Here is a 20,467-nt window from a genome sequence, read left to right on the forward strand (position 1 = left end):
TCGACCGCTCCGTCATTGCGCGCCGCCGATGCGGAAGGTCGCGCCTTTCGCGCGATCACTCAACCGAAATCTCGATGACGTAAGGTCGTCCAGTCGCCCGCGCGCGCCGTAGCGCGTCCGCCAAGCCGCCGGTGCCGGAAATCCGCTCGGCGGCAATGCCGTAGGCTTCGGCCAATTTGCAGAAATCCGGCGGTGCCGGCGAGACGCCGACCGGCTCGACGCCGACGTCGAGCATCGAGGTTTCGATCTCACGGTAGCCGCGATTGTTCCACACGGTGAAGATCACCGGCGCCGCCGCGTCGAGCGCGGCGCCCAGTTCCGGCAGGGTGAACTGGAAGCCGCCGTCGCCGGTGAGGCAAACGACTGGCGCCTCAGGCCTGGCAAGGGCGGCACCGATCGCCGCCGGCGGGCCATAGCCGAGCGCGCCGAAGCCGGTGGCGGCGTTGAACCAGCCGCCCGGCCGGTCGTGATCGTAGTAGAGGTTGGCGGCGTAGACCGGCTGGGTCGAATCGCCGACGATGATCGCGCCAGGCAGCGCATCACGGATCGTCTCGACGGCGCGCAATTGCGCCTGCATAGCCGGGCCGATCTCGGCAAAGGCCGCTTGCCGCGTCGCGGCGGCGCGAGCGGCGCCGTCGCCTGATTGCGCCTGGCCCGTGCCGAGTTCGGCATGCAGCGCTTCGAGCGCTGCACCGCAATCGGCCTGGATCGAAATCCGCGCAGGCCGGCGGGCGAGCTGGTCGGCGCCGATGTCGATGCGGATCAGATTGGCGGGCAGGACAAAACCGCCGTCGCCATAGCCGTCATAGTCGGTCGGACCGAATTCGGTGCCGGCTGCGATCACCAGATCGGCATCGGCGATCAGCGCACGCACCGCCTTCAGGCCGGGGCTGGCCGGCACGCCAAGCGGATGACGATAGAGCAGGCCGCGCGCATTGGCCGTCTGGACGACCGGCGCTCCCAGCCTCTCGGCCAGCCGCTGCAACGGCGCTTCGGCGGCTTTGGCGCCGCCACCGGCGAGGATAAGCGGCCGGCTGGCAGACGCGCACAGCCTTGCCGCCTCTGCAATCGCCGCCACATCCGGCCCGGGCGGCGCTGAATTCCGCAGCAGCGGCACGATGCCGTTGGCCGGCATGGTCATGACATCGGTCGGGATCTCGATATGCACCGGACCCGGACGCGAGGATGAAAACAGCGCAAAGGCGCGGGCGAGCACGCCGGGCAGTTCGCCGGCCTCGGTGACACGGTGCGAAAACAGCGCCACCTTCTCCATCATGCCGCGCTGGTCCGGCAGTTCATGCAGATGGCCAAGGCCTTTGCCCAGCGTCGGTGTGGCGTTGACGCCCGAGATTACCAGCATCGGCACCGAATCGGCGCGCGCCTGGCCCATGGCGGTGATGGTGTTGGTCAGCCCCGGCCCGGTGATGACGAAGGCGACGCCCGGCCTGCCGCTGGCGCGCGCATAGCCGTCAGCCATGAAGCCGGCGCCCTGCTCGTGGCGCGGCGTGACGTGACGGATCTTCGATCGCGCCAGCCCGCGATAGAGCTCGACCGTATGTACGCCGGGAATGCCGAAGACGATGTCGACGCCGTGCGCTTCGAGCAAGGTGATGAGCGCTTCGCCGATGGTCGTCATTGTCTTAACACCGGGCGTGTGAGGCAGGTCGGGCCGCCCTCGCAGGCAATGCACAGTGCATCGGCCTCGAATGTCGAGACCGTACAGCCAGCGGCCTGCATGGCAGCCGCCGTCTTCGGAAAACCGGCAACGGCGATAACCTGGCGCGGCGCGGTCGGCAGCACGTTCAGACTGAGCCCATTCGAGGCGAAGAATTCGTCGGCATCGCCCTCGACCAGCCGAATGCCGCGTTCGCGCAGCATCTGGTGGAAGGCGACCGGCAGGAGCGGCGCATGGATCAGCGCCAGATCGTCGGCGAGCGGGCTGATCACCGACATCAGGTGCAGGCAGGCCTCCTCGCCCTGCCAGAGCGGCAGGTCGAAGCCGTAGACCTGGATGCCCTTGGGTGAAAGCAGGTTGGAGAGCTGCTGGATGCCGTGCTGATTGGTGCGCACGCCGCGGCCGACGGCCAGCGTGTTTGCATCCACCCACACGCAGTCGCCGCCCTCGACCTGGCCGGGAGCCTCGATTCGGTCGAGGACGGGGATGCCCATGCGCCCATAGGCTGCCTCGTGCAGGCCGGGCTCGGGCCGGCGCAGCGCCTTGCCCATGGCAAGGATGACCGCGCCGTGGTCGGTCATCAGCGAGGGATCGTGGGTAAAGACCGAATCGGCAAGCCCGTCATCGGCGTCGCTCAGCCATTCGATTTCGGCGCCTGATGCGGAAATCAGCCTGGCCAGCGCTTCATGCTGGGCCGCCGCTTTTTGCGGATCGAAGCCGGGGCCATAGTGCCACTCCAGCGCTTCGGCCCGACGCATGGCGCTGGCGGCGGAGCGCATCAGCACGCGCTGCAGCGTCCCGGCCATCGACTGCGACCCGTATGCTTTGCCCACTAAATTCTCCTGAAACGCGTCCCTCCTGCCAATAGCCACTCGGCAGGCGGTGATCAATGGTCCAAAAACTGCGGTTGACGGAGGCAAGCGGAACGGTCCATCTTGAGAATCGGAACGCTGTCCAGTGACGGGTAATGGGTAAAAAATTCCAGCAAGGACTGCCTCGGCTGCTCCGCGGGGCGCCGCGACGATGACAGCGCCGGCCACCGCCCTGAAGCATATGGCGCAGAACGGCGCTGCCGAAGCCATCCACGTCGAGAACCTGCACAAGAATTTCGGCAAGCTGCATGTATTGAAGGGCGTTTCGCTGTCGGCGCGCGATGGCGAGGTGATCGCCATCATCGGCGGCAGCGGCTCGGGCAAATCGACGCTGCTGCGCTGCATCAACTGCCTGGAGAACCCGACCAGCGGCATCATCCGGGTCAATGGCGAAGAGATAAAGCTGAAGGCCGACAGCTACGGCCACACCGTCCCCGCCGACCGCAAGCAGATCGAACGCATCCGCTCCAAACTCGGCATGGTCTTCCAGAACTTCAATCTGTGGAGTCACATGACGTTGATCGAGAACGTCATCGAGGTTCCCGTGCATGTGCTCGGCGTCAAGCGCGATGTGGCGGTCGGCGAGGCGGAGAAATTGCTCGCCCGCGTCGGCCTGGCCGAAAAACGCGACGTCTATCCCGCCTATCTGTCGGGCGGCCAACAGCAGCGCGCCGCGATTGCCAGGGCGCTGGCCATCAATCCGCGCGTCATGCTGTTCGATGAGCCGACCTCGGCGCTCGACCCGGAGCTGGTCGGCGAGGTGCTGAAGGTGATCGGCGACCTGGCGCGCGAAGGCCGCACCATGGTGCTGGTCACCCATGAGATGAAGTTTGCCCGCGAGGTCGCGACGCATGTCGTCTACCTCCATAACGGGCTGGTCGAGGAAGAAGGGCCGCCGGAACAGATCTTCGGCGCACCAAAATCCGAAAGGCTGAAGCAGTTCATCCGCAACATCGGTTAATGTGTGGGCGGACGAAAACCGGGAACAACAACAAAACTGGGAGTCATGACGATGAAGATTATTCTCGAGACCTTTGCCGCAGCGCTGCTGCTTGGCGTTGCCGCCATGGGCGTGGCCAAGGCCGATCCGGTCAAGATCGGTGTCGCTGCCGAGCCCTACCCGCCGTTCACATCGCCGGATGCGTCCGGCAAATGGGTCGGTTGGGAAATCGAATTCATCGACGCTGTCTGCGCCGAGGAGAAGCTCGACTGCGTCATCACGCCGGTCGCCTGGGACGGCATCATCCCGGCGTTGACGACCAAGAAGATCGACGTCATCGCCAGCTCGATGTCGATCACCGACGAACGCAAGAAGACGATCGACTTCTCCGACAAATATTACAACACCCCGACCGCGATCATCGGGCCGAAGGACCAGAAGTTCGGCTCGACACCGGAGGACCTCAAGGGCAAGATCATCGGCGTCCAGGTCTCGACCGTACACGCCGACTACGCCAAGAAGCACTTCGCCGACGCGGCGGAAATCAAGGAATACCAGACCCAGGACGAGGCCAACCAGGATCTTGCCGCCGGCCGGGTCGACGCGGTGCAGGCCGATTCCATCGCCCTCGATGCCTTCCTGAAATCGGACCAGGGCAAGCAATGCTGCGATCTGAAAGGCATGGTAGCGCCGGATCTGGCGATTCTCGGGCCCGGCGTCGGCGCCGGCGTCCGCAAGGAAGACACCGAGTTGAAGGAAAAGATCAACGCCGGAATCAAGGCCATCCGCGCCAACGGCAAATATGACGAGATTTCGAAGAAGTACTTCGACTTTGATATTTACGGCTCCGACACGCAGTCGAACTGACGGCCTCATCCATGAGCGATTAACCACGCGGCCCCGATAGACCCGCGTGGTTGGTCGAAATCCATCGACGCGAGCTGCCGCGGGCGGAAATCGCCGGCGGTTTTAGCGCCAGCAATTCGAGGGCGACGCTGATCGACGCATTTGTTCCGGCTTGGGCCGCCTCTGCCATCGCGCTTCTCTCGCCCGTGCCGCCGGGCTGGGGTGGAACGCTCATCGTCGGGCTGCTCCATACGATCGAGATCGCGGTCGGCGCCACCTGTCTCGGCCTTTTGATCGGCATCGGCGGCGCCTCCGGCAAGCTGTATGGTGGTCCGGTGGTGCGCGATCTCCTGGCAGTCTATACGACAGTCGTGCGCGCCGTGCCGGAGCTGGTGCTGATCCTTCTGCTCTATTACGCCGGCACCGACCTGATCAATCAGATGCTGACGGCAATGGGCTATCAGCGCATGGACATTAGCGGGCTGGCGGCCGGCATTGCCGTGCTCGGCTTCGTCCAGGGCGCCTATTCGACCGAGGTGATCCGCGGCGCGATCCTCGCCATTCCGCAGGGCCAGATCGAAGCCGCGCGCGCCTATGGCATGTCTCCCGGCCTGCTGCTGCGGCGCATCACGTTGCCGGCGATGCTGCCGTTCGCCATACCCGGCCTTGCCAATCTCTGGCTGATCGCCACCAAGGACACCGCCCTGCTGGCGGTCGTCGGCTTTTTCGAGCTGACATTGGCGACACGGCAGGCGGCCGGCGTAACCAAAGCCTATCTGACATTCTTTATCGCCGCCGGCGCGATCTACCTTCTGTTGACGCTGGTTTCGAATCTGATCATCGGCCGTATCGAGACATGGGCCCGCCGCGGCATGCCGTCGCTCAAGGAGGCCCGGTGATGGCTGACCCGGCGATGACTGGCGAAGCGGCGGCCATCGAGATAGCCGCACGCGCTTCGCTGTGGCTGAAGCCGCATCGTATCGTGCTGATCCTGATCGCGCTGGGACTGGTTTTGGCGGCGGCTGTCTTCATGCGCTGGGACTGGCTGCCGAAATATTACGGGATGGGATTGCTCGGCATCTGGCGCGCGCTGTGGATTCTTGCCGTCACCTGCGCGCTTGGCTTCCTGCTCGCCGTGCCGCTCGGGCTGGCGCAGGCCGCGGGCTCGTTCTGGTTCGCGGCACCGGCCAAGGTCTTCTGCACCGTCATCAGAGGGACGCCGCTGCTGCTGCAGCTCTGGTTGCTCTATTACGGGCTGGGCTCGCTGTTTCCACAATATCCATGGATTCGCGAGTCCTGGATGTGGCCCTATCTGAGGCAAGCATGGCCCTATGGCGTCTTCGGGCTGACGCTGTCCTTCGCCGGTTATGAGGGCGAGGTGATGCGAGGCGCTTTTGCCGGCGTGCCGAAGGGCCAGTTGGAAGCCGCCCGCGCCTTCGGCATGAGCCGCTGGAGGATTTTCCAGCGAATCTGGCTGCCACAGGCCTTCTACCGTGCACTGCCGACACTGACGGGCGAAACCGTGCTGCAGCTGAAATCGACGCCGCTGGTGGCGACCATCAGCGTGATCGACATATTCGCCGTCTCTTCAAAGGTGCGTCAGGATACCTACCTCACCTATGAACCCTTGCTGCTCCTGGCGTTGATCTATATGGCGATCACCGGCATCCTCGTCTTCACCCTGGGCAAGATCGAGGCGCGGATTCCGAACAAGATTGGTTAGGTGAATGGTGAATAGTGAATGGTGAATAGTCAGTGGTGAGTAGCCCGTAGTGGTGCCGGCTAAGTCCCACTCACCATTCCCTCAGATATCATGGCAAGCACAATGCAACTCAGTCTCGACCAGGCGACAGGGCTGTGCCGGATGGCCGCACTTGGCGCTGGCGCCAACGAAGAGGCGGCGCAGTCGCTGGCTGCCTCGATCGTCGCGGCCGAGGCGGAAGGACTGTCGACCGTCGGGCTGTCGCACTTCATCGATTATCTCGAAGCGCTGGAGGCCGGCCGTATCGACGGCAACGCCGATCCGGTGATCACCAGGCCGGCGCTCGCGGTCTATCTCTCCGATGCGCGCGGCGGCTTAGCGCATACCGGTTTCGACCGCACGATCGATGACCTCGCCAAGGCGGCGCGGCTGTTCGGCGTCGCTATCTTTTCGCAGAAGAATGCCTATACGTGCGGCGCGCTCGGCTATTTCACCGGACGGCTGGCCGCGCAGGGATTGGTGTCGTTCGCCGCCACCAACGGCCCGGCCGTGCTTGCCGGCTCGGGTTCGGTCAAGCCGGTCTACTGCACCAACCCGATGTCCTTTGCGGCACCCGCCGCGGACGGGGCGGCGCTGGTCATCGACCAGTCTTCGAGCGCCACCGCCTTCGTCAACATCCGCAAGGCGGCCGAGGACGGCAAGAAGATACCCGAAGGCTGGGCACTGGATGCCAGCGGCAATCCGACCACGGACCCGGCAGCCGCCATGAAAGGCGCCATGCTTGCCTTCGGCGGCCAGCGCGGCGCCAACATCGCGCTGATGGTCGAGGTGCTGGCTGCAGGCCTATCTGGTGCCAATTGGTCGCTCGATGCGCCGTGGTTCAGCGGCGGGCCGGACAGTCCGGGGACCGGCCTGTTCGTGCTCGCCGTCGAGCCAAAGCTGCTCGATCCGGACTTCGAAAAGCGGATGAAGGATCAGCTCGACCGGCTGCGGCGGCGCTATGGCGTGCATGTGCCGGGGCGTGCCCGGGCCGAGGCCGCGGAGAAGGCGGCGGCGCGCGGCATAAGCGCGCCGAAAGCCGTTGTGCAACGCATTTCCGAATTCGCCGCGCGCTATTCGTCCTGAAGAAATTCGTTTGTCCGGTAAGCGGTTGAGGAGGCCGGCCTATCCGGCAGGGCGAGCCTACTTCCCGCAATAATGATCGTTGATGACGTTCGCCGCATTCGCGTCCGGTCCTACCCTGTTGTAGGAGCAGGGTTCGGCGGCCGTCGTGAACAGGTGGTTGTCATAGTAGCGCGGGCCGCCGAACAGAATGTCGATGATGTCGCCGTTGGCCGGAACGTAGCGTTCAGGTTGAGCTTGGTGGTGATGCCGGTTTGCCGCGAATGCCGAGGCACCAATGCTGCAGCCTGTTGCGAAAGCCACAGCGAAGATCGCAACGCGTTTTGTCGTCATCGGCAATATCCTCCATTCGGAATCAAACCATACATCTAAAATCGCCGGCCGGAACAAAGGTTCCTGTCCCGAATGGAGTTACGTCGGCGGCGTTTTCTGCCATTTCGAACGGATACCGGAAATCATGCTTCAACAATGCCGGCCGACCGATGGTCGCCCTTTGCCTTTGGCGCGAAACCGACTATGAAACGGCTTCAATCAAGCCATCTGGATAGCCCGCCGGAGCCAGCCATGACCGAAATCCTGCAGACCCCAAAGCTCGTCGTCGTGTTCGGCGGCTCCGGCTTTGTCGGTCGTCATGTCGTGCGGGCGCTGGCCAAGCGCGGCTACCGCATCCGGGTCGCCTGCCGTCGGCCCGATCTCGCCGGCCACCTGCAGCCGCTCGGCAATGTCGGGCAGATCCAGCCGGTGCAGGCCAATGTCCGGGTGCGCTGGTCGGTCGACCGCGCCGTGCAGGGCGCAGACCATGTCGTCAATCTGGTGGCAATCGCGCATGAGGCCGGCCGGCAGAAATTCACTGCCGTCCACGAGTTCGGCGCGCGCGCTGTCGCTGAAGCGGCGCGCGCCGTCGGCGCCGGCCTCACCCACATCTCGGCTCTGGGAGCGGATCTCGACGCGCAATCGGACTATGCGCGTACCAAGGCGCTCGGCGAAAAGGCCGTTCTGGAGACGGTCCCGGACGCCGTGATCTTGCGGCCATCGATCAATTTCGGGCCGGAGGACGGTTTCTTCAACCGCTTTGCCAACATGGCCCGCTTTTCCCCAGTGCTGCCGCTGATCGGCGGCGGGCAGACGAAATTCCAGCCGGTCTATGTCGGCGACGTCGCCGAGGCGGTGGCGCATTCGGTCGACGGCAAGGTCCAGGGCGGCCGGATCTATGAACTCGGTGGGCCGCAAGCGCTTACCTTCAAGGAATGTATGCAAGAGCTGCTTGTCATCATCGAACGCAAGCGGCTTTTGCTGCCCGTGCCATGGTGGCTGGCGAACCTCCAGGCATCAATTCTCGGGCTGCTGCCCAATCCGTTGTTGACCAAGGACCAAGTCCTGCTGTTGCGCCAGCACAATGTCGTGTCGGAAGCCGCCGTCAAGGACAACAGGACGCTCGCCGGCCTCGGGATCCAGCCGCGGTCGATCGGAACCATCCTGCCCAGCTATCTCTGGCGCTACCGCGCCGCCGGCCAGTTCCAACGCAAGTCCGCCGCATAACACGAACGGACGTGCGGTTGCCTACGAGGCGCGCCGGGTGACCTGCATCGGCAGGCCGCCTTGCGGCTGCGTCGTCAGCTTCTGCACCGGCCAGGGGCGGGTTTGAGCAGTGGTATCAAAACGGTAGCGCGACAGCATGATCGCCAACGCGATGATCGCTTCCTGCATGGCGAAGCTGGCGCCGATGCAAACGCGAGGTCCGGCGCCGAACGGCAAATACTGGAAACGATCGATCTTTTCGCGGTTTCCCGGATGGAAGCGTTCCGGCATGAAAGCGTTCGGCCGGTCCCACAATTTCCGATGGCGGTGGACGACCCACGGCATCACCAGCACCGCGGCACGTCGGGGTATGTAGAGGCCGTTCCAGGTTTCGGGCTCGATCGGTTCGCGGTTGATCGACGGCGCTGGCGGATAGAGCCTGAGCGCCTCGTCGAAGGCGGCCCGGGTGAGCGGCATGGCGTCGAGCCATTTCGTCGGGTCGGGTTCACGCGCCAGCACCGCATCGATCTCGTGCTCGATCTTTTCGCGCTCCCACGGCGCTTCGGCAAGGCAGTAGAGCGTCCAGCCGAGCGCCCTGGCCGTAGTCTCATGGCCGGCGCCGATGAAGGTGATGATGTTGTCCTCGACCTCGGCTCGGGTCAGCCCGCCCGGTCCCTCCGCCTTCAACAGCAGCGTGAGAAAATCCTGCGGCACCGTGTCCGGAGCGCGCCTCAGCCGCGCCTCGCGCATCTGCACCGTGTCGGTGACGATCTTGCGGAAGTAGGCCATGGTCTTGCGGCCGCGGATGCGGGTCAGGCGAGGCAGCCAATCGGGCGCACGCAAAAGGTCGAGCGGATCGACCCGGCCCATCGTCTCGAACAGGCGGTCGATCTCCTTGGCGAAGCTGCCGGGCTCGCCCGATATCTCGCCCGAAAACAGCGTCTCGGCCAGGATGTCGAAAGTGAGCAGCGTCATGTCGTGGGCGATGTCCGAGGTGCCACCTTGCTCGTAACGGGTGACGAATTCGAGTGTGCGTTTCAGCATCGGCTCCGCGAAGCCGAAGATGTGGCGCGGCGTGAACACCGGCGCCATCGCCTTGCGCGAACGCCTCCACACCTCGCCTTCGGCGGTCAGCAGGCCATCGCGCAGAATTGGCCGCAATATCTTCTGACGCACCGTCGCCATCTTGTAGTTCTTGGCATTATCGACAAGCACATGCCGGATGAGGCCCGGATCGTTGGCGATGACCAGCGGCCCACCGACGCCGGTCACCGAAATCCAGGGCTCGTTGTAGGTCGGCTCGCCCCACAGTTCGAGGGGATTGCGATAGACGATGCGGATCATCTCCAGCGTCGAGGGCGGCGCGGTGCGCGGCTTCGGCGCTGGCGGGACAAAGGGGACGGGCTGACTGTCCATGGCTTGCTCCGCTGACACCTCAATGTAGTGGCGGGCAAGGCAGGCGTCCATGTAACCGGACGACAAGGCGAAGCATCCGCTCGCTGGAATTTGACCGGGGCACCGGAAAGTGCCTGCTTGCTGTGTCGGGCTGCGTATCTTAGGTGGCAGCACCATAGATGCCACTAACCGGCGGGAGCCTGCCTTGAAGCACCAGTTGAACGTCATCATCGGCAGCACGCGGCCGGGCCGCGCCGGACCCGTTTTCGCAAAGTGGCTGGAGAGCTTTGCGCGCGAACACGGGAAATTCGAGCCGGTTCTCACCGACATCGCCGCCTTCAACCTGCCGGTGCTGGACGAGCCGCATCATCCGAGACTCGCCAAATACGAAAACAGCCACACGAAAGCCTGGTCGAAAGCAATCGACGCCGCCGACGCATTCGTCTTCGTGGCGCCGGAATACAACTATTTCGCAGCCCCCGCGATCGTCAACGCGGTCGACTACCTGCTCAGGGAATGGCGATACAAGCCGGCCGCCATCCTCAGCTACGGTGGTGTCTCCGGCGGCTTGCGAGCGGCGCAGGCGGTCAAACCGTTGCTGACCGCCGTCGGCGTCATGCCGATTCCGGAAGGCGTGGCGCTGCCGATGTACCAGAAGCTGCTCGACGAGACCGGCGCCTTCCTGCCCAGCGAGCAGGTGCTCGGCGGGGCCAGGACCATGCTGGACGAGCTGTTCCGCTGGAGCGAAGCGCTGAAGCCGATGCGGGTCGGCTGACAACGCGAACGACCCGGCTGGCCGATTCCGTAACTTGCTCATGCCATAAAGAGATGGAATGCTCCGTCAAATGACCGGGCCGGGGCGGTTCGATTTGCGTTTTCTGTTTGCCTTGCTGCTGATCCTCTCGACGGCCTCCGCTGCCGTAGCGGAGCGGCGGGCTGCGCTGGTCATCGCCGAGAACGACTACCGGCTGATCCGGCCGCTCGCCAATCCCGTCAATGACGGCGAGGTCATGGAAACGGTGCTGAGGAAGCTCGGTTTCGAGGTCTTCCTCGAAACCAACCGCGACCTGCGGCGCATGCGCCGGGCGCTCGACGATTTCCGCGAGGATGCCAAAGGCGCCGACGTGGCACTGGTGTTCTTCTCCGGCCACGGCGTCGAGATAGCCGGCGAGAACCGGCTCCTGCCGGTCGATGCAGACGCGTCGTCGCTCGCTACGCTGGAAAGGACCAGCCTGCCGCTGGAGGAGATCCGCGCGACCGTCGCCGCCACCAGCAAGGTCGGACTGATCGTGCTCGATGCCTGCCGCAGCGATCCATTCGCGGCTACGGGCGGCGAAGGTCGCGGCGCAACGGCGCTGGTAAAAGAGGTCAGCGACAAGGTCCGGCCGGGTCTTGGCCGCATCGGGCGGGCAGAAAACATCCTGTTTGCCTTCTCGGCGGCGCCCGGCGAGACCGCCGCGGATGGGACGGGCCAGAATTCGCCGTTTACCGCGGCGCTGACGAAATACCTCGGCACCGAAGGTCTCGAGATCCGCTCCGTGCTGACGCTCGTGCAGCAGGAGGTCTACGACCTCTCGCGCGGCAGGCAATTGCCCTATGTCGAGAGCGGCCTGCCGCAGCTGTTCTTTGCCGCCTCGGCCAAGGAGAAATTGCCGGAACGCGAACGCTTGTTGCTGGCCATGGCCGAGGTGACGCCCGAGATGCGCGGCGAGGTGGAGAAGATCGCCAGCGACGCCGACATGCCGCTGGCACCGCTCTATGGCGCGTTGATCAGTTCCGATGCCGGCCACCTCTCTGCGGACAGTCTGAACGCCAGGCTGCGTGAGGCAGCCGACGCCTTCGTCAAGGTGCGGAGCGAAATGCAGACGCTCGGATCCGACGATCTCAGAGTGTCGGCGTTGCGCCGGCAGGCCGAAGAGCAGCTTTCGCTGGGAGCGTTCGATGCCGCTCGGAAAAAGCTCGCCGAGGCAGCCGAGATCGACAGTGTCTCTCGCAACGCTTTGAAGGCCAATTTCGTCAGCCGCACGCTCTCCGAGGCCGCGACGCGCTATCTGTCCGGCGGGGCGGCGCGCGCCGACCTCGACTACGCCACAGCCATCAAGGACTATGAGTCCGTGCTCGCGCTTTATGGCGAAGCCGGACAGGTGGTGCTGTCGCTCGACGACGCCGACCGCTTGATCCGCACGCTGGACGAGCTCGGCAAGCTCTATACCACGGTCGGCAATATCGATGCGGCTGGCCGTGCCTTCGAGGCGCTGCAAGCCGATCTCGAGCGGCGGTCGCATCATGAAACCGATCCCAGCGTGAAGCGCGACTTCGCCGTCAGCCACGTCAAGCTCGGCAATGTGCGGATGGCCCAAGGCAATCTGCCGACAGCGCTGCAAAACTATGAGACGGCCAAAACCATTCTGCAGGGCCTGACCGAGGCAGAACCGGATAATCTGGACTGGTTCGGCGACCTCGCCATGGCCGACGACAAGATCGGCAACGTATTGGCGACGCAAGGCGATCTGGCCGGCGCCGCCGAGGTTTACCAGGAAAGCCTGTCGATCAAGAAACAGCTCGCCGCCGGAGAGCCCGACCGTGCCGAACTGCAGCGCGACCTGACCATCACCTACGATGAGATCGGTCACCTTGCCCATGTCGCAGGCCAACTGGACAACGCACAGGCGGCCTATGAAGAGAGCCTGAAGGTGCGGCTGGCGCTGGCCGCGGACAAACCGGGAGACGCCGACCGGCAGCGTGACGTCTCGGTCAGCCACGATACGATAGGCGACCTGCTGCGCGAACGCGGCGACGCCGTGCGGGCGCTAGCTGCCTACAAGGAGGGCCTGGCGATCGTCAAGCAACTGGCGAAACGCGATCCGGACGACACCGAGCTGAAACGCGACCTGTCGGTCGGCAATGCCAAGATCGGCAACGCGCTGAGCGACCGGCAGAATTGGCAGGCGGCACTTTCGGCTTATCGTGAAGCACTTTCGCAGGCCAGCGCGCTCGCCGCCGGCGACCCGAACAACACCGAATGGCAGCGCGACCTGTCCGTATGCATCGAGAAAGTCGCCGGCGTCCTGGCTATACAGGGCGACCACAAAGGCTCGCTGAAAGCCTATCTGGACAGCTACGCGATTGCGCAGCGGCTGGCGAAGCTCGATCCCGCCAATTCCGACTGGCAGCGGGACTTGTCGATAACGCTGTCCGAGATCGCCACGCTGCGCCTCAGGCAGCGCGACGTCAGGGGGGCGCGGCAAGCCCTTCAGGACAGCCTGGCCATTCGTGAGAAACTTGCCCGGTCCGATCCGGACAACGCCACCTGGCAGCGCGACCTGGTGGTCGCCTATATCGACTACGCCCAAGTCGCAAAGGACCCGAAGGCCGTGCTTTCCAAGGCGCTCGACATGACGCTCGAGCTCGACCGGACCGGTCGGCTGGCGCCGCGATACAAGTTCATGGTCCAGTTCCTGCGTGAGCGGCTGGCCAGGATCGAAGCCAAGCGCCAGTAGCCGGCCGACGCGACGGTCATTCCGTTCGGAAATGCCTGCAAACCTTGGAAAAACCGCCTTTTGCGCCTATATCTACGACATTAGAAATGCGCGATTCGACGCCGATTTTTCGCGCTCTGCACACGGCATCAATCAGACAGGTTTTCATGAGCGACCAGACCGACATCGCCAACGGCGTTGAAGCCGAATACGGCGCCGATTCCATCAAGGTTTTGAAGGGCTTGGATGCCGTTCGCAAGCGGCCGGGCATGTATATCGGCGACACCGACGACGGCTCGGGCCTGCACCACATGGTCTATGAGGTCGTCGACAACGCCATCGACGAAGCACTGGCCGGCCATGCCGACCTGGTGACGGTGACGCTCAATCCGGACGGATCGGTGACGGTCATCGACAATGGCCGCGGCATTCCGACCGATATCCACACCGGCGAAGGCATTTCGGCGGCCGAAGTGATCATGACGCAGCTGCATGCCGGCGGCAAGTTCGACCAGAACTCCTACAAGGTGTCGGGCGGCCTGCACGGCGTCGGCGTGTCGGTCGTCAACGCCTTGTCGGCCTGGCTGAAGCTGAAGATCCGCCGTAACGGCCAAATCTACGAGATGAGCTTCACGCATGGCAATGCCGACGCGCCGTTGCGCATCACCGGCAGTTATGAACAGGACAAGGTCCCCGGCACCTATGAAGGCCGCAGCGGCAGCGAAATCACGTTTTTGCCGTCGTCCGAGACCTTCACCATGGTCGAATTCGACTACGGTACGCTGGAGCACCGGCTGCGCGAACTCGCCTTCCTGAACTCCGGCGTGCGCATCGTTTTGACCGATGCCCGCCATGCCGACATCGTGCGCCATGAATTGCACTACGATGGCGGGCTGGAAGAGTTCGTCCGATATCTCGACCGGACGAAGAAGCCGTTGCTCGACAAGCCGATATCGATCCGCGCCGAGCGCGACGGCATCACCGTCGAAGTCGCCATGTGGTGGAACGACAGCTACCATGAAAACGTGCTGGCCTTCACCAACAACATCCCGCAACGCGACGGCGGTACGCATCTGGCAGGCTTCCGCGGTGCGCTGACGCGCCAGATAACCGGCTATGGCGACTCCTCGGGCCTGACCAAGAAGGAAAAAGTGGCGCTAATCGGCGATGATTGCCGCGAAGGGCTGACCGCGGTGCTGTCGGTCAAGGTTCCCGACCCGAAATTCTCCTCGCAGACCAAGGACAAGCTGGTGTCGTCCGAGGTTCGCCCGGTGGTCGAAGGGCTTGTCAACGAAGCGCTCGGCACCTGGCTCGAGGAGCACCCGACCGAGGGCAAGGCGGTCATCGAGAAGGTCATCCAGGCCGCTGCCGCGCGCGAAGCCGCGCGCAAGGCACGCGACATCACCCGCAAGAGTTCGCTCGGCGTCACCTCGTTGCCCGGCAAGCTGGCCGATTGCCAGGAGCGCGATCCGGCGAAATCCGAGATCTTCATCGTCGAGGGCGACAGCGCCGGCGGCTCGGCCAAGGGCGGCCGTTCGCGCCAGAACCAGGCCATTCTTCCGCTGCGCGGCAAGATCCTCAATGTCGAGCGCGCCCGCTTCGACCGCATGCTCGGCTCCGACATGATCGGCACGCTGATCACCGCGCTCGGCACCTCGATCGGCAAGGACGAGTTCAATGCCGACAAGCTGCGCTACCACAAGATCATCCTGATGACCGACGCCGATGTCGACGGTGCCCACATCCGCACCTTGCTGCTGACCTTCTTCTTCCGCCAGATGCCGGAACTGATCGAACGCGGCCATCTCTACATCGCGCAGCCGCCGCTGTATAAGGTGACGCGCGGGAAGAGCTCGCAATACATCAAGGACGAAGCCGCCTTCGAGGAATTCCTGATCGGCTCCGGGCTGGAAGAAGCGTCGCTTGCGCTCAGCGCGGGCGAGGTGCGGGCCGGGCAGGACCTGCGCAGCGCCATCGACGACGCCTTGGCTGTCCGCCAGCTCATCAACGGATTGCATACGCGCTATAACAGAGGCGTGGTCGAGCAGGCAGCGATCGCCGGCGCGCTCAACCCGGAGATCTTCACCGACCTCGGCCGCGCCAACGAGACGGCCGAGCGTGTTGCGCGCCGTCTGGATATTATCGCCGAGGATACCGAACGCGGCTGGATCGGCCGCATGTCGACCTCGAACGAGGGCATCGGCGGCTATGTCTTCGAGCGAACAGTGCGCAGCGTCAAGGAGTTCGCACATCTCGACCTGGCGCTGATCAATTCCGCCGACGCACGCCAGCTCGACCGCTATGCGCCACGCCTGGCAGAAGTTTACGGCGAGCCGCCGGTGCTGCGCCGCAAGGATGTCTCAGAAACCATCTCGGGGCCGCTGGCACTGCTTAATGCCGTGTTTGCCACCGGCCGCAAGGGTCTGACCATGCAGCGCTACAAGGGCCTTGGCGAAATGAACGCCGAGCAGCTCTGGGAAACGACGCTTGACCCGAATGTGCGCTCGCTCTTACAGGTCAAGGTCAATGACGCGACCGATGCGGACTCATTGTTTTCACGGCTGATGGGCGACGAGGTCGAGCCAAGGCGCGAATTCATCCAGGAAAACGCGCTGTCGGTTGCCAATCTGGATATCTGAGCCAAGGCCGAGATACCCAGCCAGCAGGCATGAAGTGCATTGGTGCGCCTTGGCGCACCAATACCAACTGCTGCAACGCAACAAAGATCACCAGGACCGCCGGAACGGAAAGGCTTTCAAGGCATTGTAGTCGATCACAATCGCCGCAGGAGGCATCCATGGGACGTGGCATTTTGCTCTGGCTTCTCGGAGTCCCGATTCCGATCATTATTCTGATCATGCTGTTCGCAAGGTAGGGGACTTCGATGCCGTCAACCCTAACGACTGTCGACGTTTCCGCACCGACGGAATCCTCTTCCCCCGCCGTCAGCTGGGGGCCAATCGTCGCCGGGGCCTTTGCTGCCTCGACACTTACGTTCATTCTGATGCTGCTCGGCTCCGGGCTTGGGCTGAGCATGGTGTCGCCATGGTCCGGCTCGGGTGCGTCAGTCACCACTTTCGCCGTTTCCACCGCCGTTTGGCTGATCGTCGTGCAATGGCTGTCGTCGGGCGTCGGCGGCTACCTTGCCGGGCGGCTGCGCACCAAATGGGTCGGCATCCACACCGATGAAGTCTTCTTCCGCGATACCGCTCACGGCTTCCTGGCCTGGGCGCTGGCGACGCTGCTCGTCGCCGGGGTGCTCGGCACGGCTCTTTCGGCCGCGATAGGCACCGGTGTGCAGGCTGCTTCGACTGTGGCATCCGGCGCGGCAATGGGCGCTTCGGCAGGTGCCGCTGCAAACGCTGGTGGCGCCTCGACCGACAACGCCACATCGTATTTCGTCGATACGCTGTTCCGCGCGGCCGATCCGGCAAGGCTCGCTGCCGCCAACCCGGAGAGCGACGCCGCGGCAACGGCGCAGGCATCGCGCATTCTGATCGCGAGTGCCGCAGCAGGCGAAATATCGGCCGAAGACAAGACCTATCTGTCGCGGCTGGTGGCCGCCCGCACAGGTCTGTCCGAAGCCGATGCCACCGCTCGTGTCGATGCGGTAATCGCCAAAGCGCAGGAGGCCAAGGTTAAGGCCCAGCAGGCGGCCGACACCGCCAGAAAGGCAGGCGCCACCATCTCACTGATTGGCGCGCTGTCGCTGGTCGTCGGGGCTTTTATCGCCAGCGCGGCTGCAGCACTTGGCGGCAGGCAGCGCGACGAAGAGGAAGCGATTTTCCTGACCAATCGTTGATCGGTGACTAAGCGAACTCGGTCCGCTTCGGGAAGATTACCCTCGAAGCGGACCTTGCTTTCAACTGCCGGCGCGGCATTGTCGTGCGCTGCATCGCCCGACCGATAGCTCAGTCCTCCAGCTTGCGGCCAAGATCGACCGCATCGCGCAGCACGGCAAGGTGCGAGCGCGGCTGTGCGCCGGCCGGCGCGTTGACCTCGACGCCGCTCGCCGTCAGCGACCAGTAGAGCCTGTGCGTGAAGACGCGGCCGCGCGAGCCGCGCAGCTCGACCTGGATGTTTTCCACGCCGGGACCGAAATTTTCCGTCATCGGCCCGGAAATCGGGTCGCCGGTCAGCCAGCCATTGCCCCTGTCGAAAATGTTGGTCCAGCGCGTCGCTGCAAACACCGCGCCATGATGCACCGCCCGCTGCGGCTTGCCGGAATGGCTGCGCCCTTCCTGGTAGAGCATGGTCGCGCCCGCCGCCCTGTCGGCGATCGGCGGGCATGCCGAGAACAGCCGCTCGGCGATGCCGCGCCTGAATTCGGCGAGGTTGTAGGTCACCAGAAACTCGCTGTGGGTCAGCGGACTGCCGAGCGTGACGAAATCGCTGATCTTCCACGACAGCGGATGATCGGCGTCGCCGACGCGAAGCTGCCGGTAGAGCTCCCATTGGCTGCGCCGGAATGCGGGGAGGTCGTCGAGGCTGTCGGGCCAGGCGGCGGCATCGGCGGCCAGCGTCGCCTTGTCGACGGCGTGGATCGCCTTCAGCCGCGCTCTGTCACGAATGGCTTCCAGCCTTCGAGGCCTGAAATCGGCCCACAATATCTGCAACAGATCATAGGCGATGATCGACCCAAGGCTGTGCGAGACCAGCACGATGCGGTCATAGGCGTCGTCCGTCATAAGACGCTTCAGCAGCTTGAGGCCACGCTCGCGGACCAGCGCCCGCTTCTCGACCGTTGCCGCTTCGGCCCGCACATAGGCGGCGACATCGCCGAAATAAGGTAGGCCAAACTGGTCCACCGACCAGACAACGAATGACGCAACGACGGTGACAACCACGCCGGTCGTCCAGGAGATGTAGCCTTGCCAGGCCGACGTTGCGAGCGCCAGCGCCGCGCCGAGGACGACGATGGTTGCCAAAAGCGTGACGGCGTAGAGTCTGCGCACATCGTGCGGAATATCGGCGGGCTTGCGCCAGAGCAGGGTGGTCACCCAGGCAGCAAGGCGGCTCCGGGTCGTGCCCTGGGTGATGTCGGCCCAGTAAAGCTCGTAGAAATCGGTGCGGCGGCCATCGACATCATAGGGCGTGGTGATCCGGCGAAGCTCGTGCGAATTGGTCCGGCTGTCGGGCGTGATCCAGCTCTGGTTGATTTTCGCGCCCATCGGGTCGGCCGGATCGGCGACATGGGCATAGAACGGAGCACGGGCCGGATCGTGGCTCCATACGGCCTGGACAAATCCCCTCAACGTGTCCATGGGCCGCTGTTCGCCCATTCCGTGCACGACCACCACCGCCTGGCTGCGCTTGCGTGGCGCCTTCTCTGCTGCGGTCAGATCGGCGGCCGGCGATGCAGCAGAACCAGGGTCGGGCACCAGCACCTCCACGATGACGCCGTTAGCAAGACGACGGGTCGGCATCGTAGCTTCAGAACCGGTAACAGCCAAGAAAAAGCCCGGCGCGGAGCCGGGCTGCATTCGACGATCGGCAGTGAGTTGGCAACGACGCCGTTCAGTGATCCATCGCCTTGACGATCTCCTCGGTCATCTTCTTGGCGTCACCGAGCAGCATCATGGTGCCGTCCTTGTAGAACAGCGTGTTGTCGATGCCGGCATAGCCGGAGCCGAGCGAGCGCTTGACGAACAGGCAGGTGCGGGCCTTGTCGACGTCGAGGATCGGCATGCCGTAGATCGGTGAGGACTTGTCGTCACGAGCCGAGGGATTGGTGACGTCGTTGGCACCGATGACATAGGCGACGTCGGCCTGCGCGAACTCAGAGTTGATGTCCTCCAGCTCGAACACTTCGTCATAAGGCACATTGGCTTCGGCCAGGAGCACGTTCATGTGGCCGGGCATGCGGCCGGCGACGGGGTGGATGGCGTATTTGACATCGACGCCGTTGGCCTTGAGCTTGTCGGCCATCTCGCGCAGCGCGTGCTGTGCCTGGGCGACGGCCATGCCGTAGCCCGGCACGATGATGACCTTTTGCGCATTCATCATCAGATAGGCGGCATCCTCGGCCGAGCCCTGCTTGACCGTGCGCTCGATGCCGTCGTTGGCAATGGCTGATGTCTCGCCGCCGAAGCCGCCGAGGATGACCGAGATGAACGACCGGTTCATCCCCTTGCACATGATGTAGGACAGGATGGCGCCGGACGAACCGACCAGCGCGCCGGTGATGATCAGCGCCAGATTGCCGAGCGTGAAGCCTAGTGCGGCGGCGGCCCAGCCCGAATAGGAATTCAGCATCGACACGACCACCGGCATGTCGGCGCCACCGATCGGGATGATGAGAAGCACACCCAGCACCAGCGAGGCGGCAACGATCAGCCAGAAGACCAGCTTGGACTCGGTGGTGACGAGCAGCACGATCAGCACGATCAGCGCAATGCCCAGGGCCGCGTTGATGAAGTGGCGGCCACCGATCATGATCGGCTTGCCCGACATGCGGCCGTCGAGCTTCAAGAAGGCGATGACCGAGCCGGTGAAGGTGATGGCGCCGATGGCAACGCCGAGGCTCATCTCGATCAGCGCCTGGGCATGGATATCGGCGACGGTGCCGATGCCGAAGCTTTCCGGTGCATAGATGGCGGCGGCCGCCACCATGACCGCGGCAAGACCGACCAGCGAGTGGAAGGCGGCGACCAGCTGCGGCATCGAGGTCATGGCAATGCGCCGTGCCGTGACCGCACCGACCGAGCCGCCGATGGCTAGCCCGAGCACGATCAGCGCGAAGCGTCCGGCGGAAGGGGTGGCCAGCGCCAGCGTCGTGGCGATGGCAATGCCCATGCCGATCATGCCGTACGTATTGCCCTGGCGGCTGCTGGTCGGGTGCGACAGGCCGCGCAATGCCAGGATGAACAGGATGCCGGAGACCAGGTAGAGGAAGGAGGCGAAGTTGGCGTTCATAGC

Annotated in this window: 16 protein-coding genes; 10 read left to right on the plus strand and 6 right to left on the minus strand. The window is 64.2% G+C overall.

The window, feature by feature from the left end; all coding sequences use genetic code 11:
- Positions 1–55: 55 nt before the first annotated feature.
- Positions 56–1,636: a 5-guanidino-2-oxopentanoate decarboxylase gene (locus tag NKG60_RS22930; protein WP_352866588.1), complete on the minus strand. Its 1,581-nt coding sequence runs from the start codon at positions 1,634–1,636 to the stop codon at positions 56–58.
- Positions 1,633–2,481, minus strand: coding sequence for a dimethylarginine dimethylaminohydrolase family protein (locus NKG60_RS22935; protein WP_352866680.1), 849 nt, complete (start codon positions 2,479–2,481; stop codon positions 1,633–1,635). The genes NKG60_RS22930 and NKG60_RS22935 overlap by 4 nt, the downstream gene beginning before the upstream one ends.
- A gap of 217 nt (positions 2,482–2,698) precedes the next feature.
- Here NKG60_RS22935 and NKG60_RS22940 point away from each other — a divergent pair, with 217 nt between their 5' ends.
- From NKG60_RS22940 to NKG60_RS22960, 5 genes are all read left to right on the plus strand, one after another.
- Entirely contained in the window at positions 2,699–3,508 is an 810-nt protein-coding gene (locus NKG60_RS22940; protein WP_352866586.1) for an ABC transporter ATP-binding protein, read from the plus strand.
- Between the two features lie 51 nt (positions 3,509–3,559).
- The gene (locus NKG60_RS22945; protein ID WP_352667553.1) at positions 3,560–4,354 is read left to right on the plus strand and encodes a transporter substrate-binding domain-containing protein; all 795 of its coding nucleotides are present in this window, start codon (positions 3,560–3,562) and stop codon (positions 4,352–4,354) included.
- A 212-nt stretch (positions 4,355–4,566) separates the two neighbouring features.
- A complete protein-coding gene (locus tag NKG60_RS22950) occupies positions 4,567–5,232 on the plus strand; it encodes an ABC transporter permease (RefSeq protein ID WP_352667594.1) in 666 nt (221 codons plus the stop codon).
- On the plus strand, positions 5,232–6,056 hold the full coding sequence (locus NKG60_RS22955) for an ABC transporter permease (protein ID WP_502903430.1): 825 nt from the start codon (positions 5,232–5,234) through the stop codon (positions 6,054–6,056). Before NKG60_RS22950 ends, NKG60_RS22955 begins: the two co-directional genes overlap by 1 nt.
- 102 nt (positions 6,057–6,158) lie before the next feature.
- Positions 6,159–7,160, plus strand: coding sequence for an Ldh family oxidoreductase (locus tag NKG60_RS22960; protein WP_023676270.1), 1,002 nt, complete (start codon positions 6,159–6,161; stop codon positions 7,158–7,160).
- Positions 7,161–7,217: 57 nt separating this feature from the next.
- On the opposite strand, the gene NKG60_RS22965 is transcribed toward NKG60_RS22960, so the two are convergent.
- Positions 7,218–7,547 (minus strand): hypothetical protein, encoded by a 330-nt coding sequence (locus tag NKG60_RS22965; protein WP_352866582.1) that lies wholly within the window; start codon positions 7,545–7,547, stop codon positions 7,218–7,220.
- Between the two features lie 174 nt (positions 7,548–7,721).
- Here NKG60_RS22965 and NKG60_RS22970 point away from each other — a divergent pair, with 174 nt between their 5' ends.
- A complete protein-coding gene (locus NKG60_RS22970; protein WP_352866579.1) occupies positions 7,722–8,696 on the plus strand; it encodes a complex I NDUFA9 subunit family protein in 975 nt (324 codons plus the stop codon).
- 21 nt (positions 8,697–8,717) lie between these two features.
- Here NKG60_RS22970 and NKG60_RS22975 read toward each other — a convergent pair whose 3' ends face one another.
- Positions 8,718–10,091 (minus strand): cytochrome P450, encoded by a 1,374-nt coding sequence (locus tag NKG60_RS22975; protein WP_352975661.1) that lies wholly within the window; start codon positions 10,089–10,091, stop codon positions 8,718–8,720.
- Between the two features lie 184 nt (positions 10,092–10,275).
- Here NKG60_RS22975 and NKG60_RS22980 point away from each other — a divergent pair, with 184 nt between their 5' ends.
- The 4 genes from NKG60_RS22980 to NKG60_RS22995 all read left to right on the plus strand — a co-directional run bounded on the left by NKG60_RS22980 (position 10,276) and on the right by NKG60_RS22995 (position 17,351).
- The gene (locus tag NKG60_RS22980) at positions 10,276–10,845 is read left to right on the plus strand and encodes an NADPH-dependent FMN reductase (RefSeq protein ID WP_352866574.1); all 570 of its coding nucleotides are present in this window, start codon (positions 10,276–10,278) and stop codon (positions 10,843–10,845) included.
- A 58-nt stretch (positions 10,846–10,903) separates the two neighbouring features.
- On the plus strand, positions 10,904–13,570 hold the full coding sequence (locus tag NKG60_RS22985; protein ID WP_352975663.1) for a caspase family protein: 2,667 nt from the start codon (positions 10,904–10,906) through the stop codon (positions 13,568–13,570).
- A 146-nt stretch (positions 13,571–13,716) separates the two neighbouring features.
- On the plus strand, positions 13,717–16,188 hold the full coding sequence (gyrB, locus tag NKG60_RS22990) for a DNA topoisomerase (ATP-hydrolyzing) subunit B (protein WP_352667539.1): 2,472 nt from the start codon (positions 13,717–13,719) through the stop codon (positions 16,186–16,188).
- A 245-nt stretch (positions 16,189–16,433) separates the two neighbouring features.
- Positions 16,434–17,351 carry a hypothetical protein gene (locus tag NKG60_RS22995; RefSeq protein ID WP_352866568.1) on the plus strand — a complete coding sequence of 306 codons (918 nt, stop codon included), beginning with the start codon at positions 16,434–16,436 and terminating at the stop codon, positions 17,349–17,351.
- 109 nt (positions 17,352–17,460) lie between these two features.
- On the opposite strand, the gene NKG60_RS23000 is transcribed toward NKG60_RS22995, so the two are convergent.
- Both NKG60_RS23000 and NKG60_RS23005 read right to left on the minus strand, forming a co-directional pair.
- On the minus strand, positions 17,461–18,975 hold the full coding sequence (locus tag NKG60_RS23000) for a hypothetical protein (RefSeq protein ID WP_352866566.1): 1,515 nt from the start codon (positions 18,973–18,975) through the stop codon (positions 17,461–17,463).
- Positions 18,976–19,066: 91 nt separating this feature from the next.
- Positions 19,067–20,464 carry an NAD(P)(+) transhydrogenase (Re/Si-specific) subunit beta gene (locus NKG60_RS23005; protein ID WP_352866563.1) on the minus strand — a complete coding sequence of 466 codons (1,398 nt, stop codon included), beginning with the start codon at positions 20,462–20,464 and terminating at the stop codon, positions 19,067–19,069.
- Between the last annotated feature and the right edge of the window lie 3 nt (positions 20,465–20,467).

It is taken from the genome of Mesorhizobium sp. M1428 (assembly GCF_040317515.1).
GTDB lineage: Bacteria > Pseudomonadota > Alphaproteobacteria > Rhizobiales > Rhizobiaceae > Mesorhizobium.

Excerpts from the sequence above, each read along its gene's own strand:
- NKG60_RS22955 (WP_502903430.1), top strand. The coding sequence starts at position 5,232 with ATGGCTGACCCGGCGATGACTGGCGAAGCGGCGGCCATCGAGATAGCC.
- NKG60_RS22930 (WP_352866588.1), bottom strand. The coding sequence starts at position 1,636 with ATGACGACCATCGGCGAAGCGCTCATCACCTTGCTCGAAGCGCACGGC.
- NKG60_RS22970 (WP_352866579.1), top strand. The coding sequence starts at position 7,722 with ATGACCGAAATCCTGCAGACCCCAAAGCTCGTCGTCGTGTTCGGCGGC.
- NKG60_RS22960 (WP_023676270.1), top strand. The coding sequence starts at position 6,159 with ATGCAACTCAGTCTCGACCAGGCGACAGGGCTGTGCCGGATGGCCGCA.
- NKG60_RS22985 (WP_352975663.1), top strand. The coding sequence starts at position 10,904 with ATGCTCCGTCAAATGACCGGGCCGGGGCGGTTCGATTTGCGTTTTCTG.
- NKG60_RS22995 (WP_352866568.1), top strand. The coding sequence starts at position 16,434 with ATGCCGTCAACCCTAACGACTGTCGACGTTTCCGCACCGACGGAATCC.
- NKG60_RS22940 (WP_352866586.1), top strand. The coding sequence starts at position 2,699 with ATGACAGCGCCGGCCACCGCCCTGAAGCATATGGCGCAGAACGGCGCT.
- NKG60_RS23000 (WP_352866566.1), bottom strand. The coding sequence starts at position 18,975 with ATGCCGACCCGTCGTCTTGCTAACGGCGTCATCGTGGAGGTGCTGGTG.
- gyrB (WP_352667539.1), top strand. The coding sequence starts at position 13,717 with ATGAGCGACCAGACCGACATCGCCAACGGCGTTGAAGCCGAATACGGC.
- NKG60_RS23005 (WP_352866563.1), bottom strand. The coding sequence starts at position 20,464 with ATGAACGCCAACTTCGCCTCCTTCCTCTACCTGGTCTCCGGCATCCTG.
- NKG60_RS22975 (WP_352975661.1), bottom strand. The coding sequence starts at position 10,091 with ATGGACAGTCAGCCCGTCCCCTTTGTCCCGCCAGCGCCGAAGCCGCGC.
- NKG60_RS22945 (WP_352667553.1), top strand. The coding sequence starts at position 3,560 with ATGAAGATTATTCTCGAGACCTTTGCCGCAGCGCTGCTGCTTGGCGTT.
- NKG60_RS22935 (WP_352866680.1), bottom strand. The coding sequence starts at position 2,481 with ATGGCCGGGACGCTGCAGCGCGTGCTGATGCGCTCCGCCGCCAGCGCC.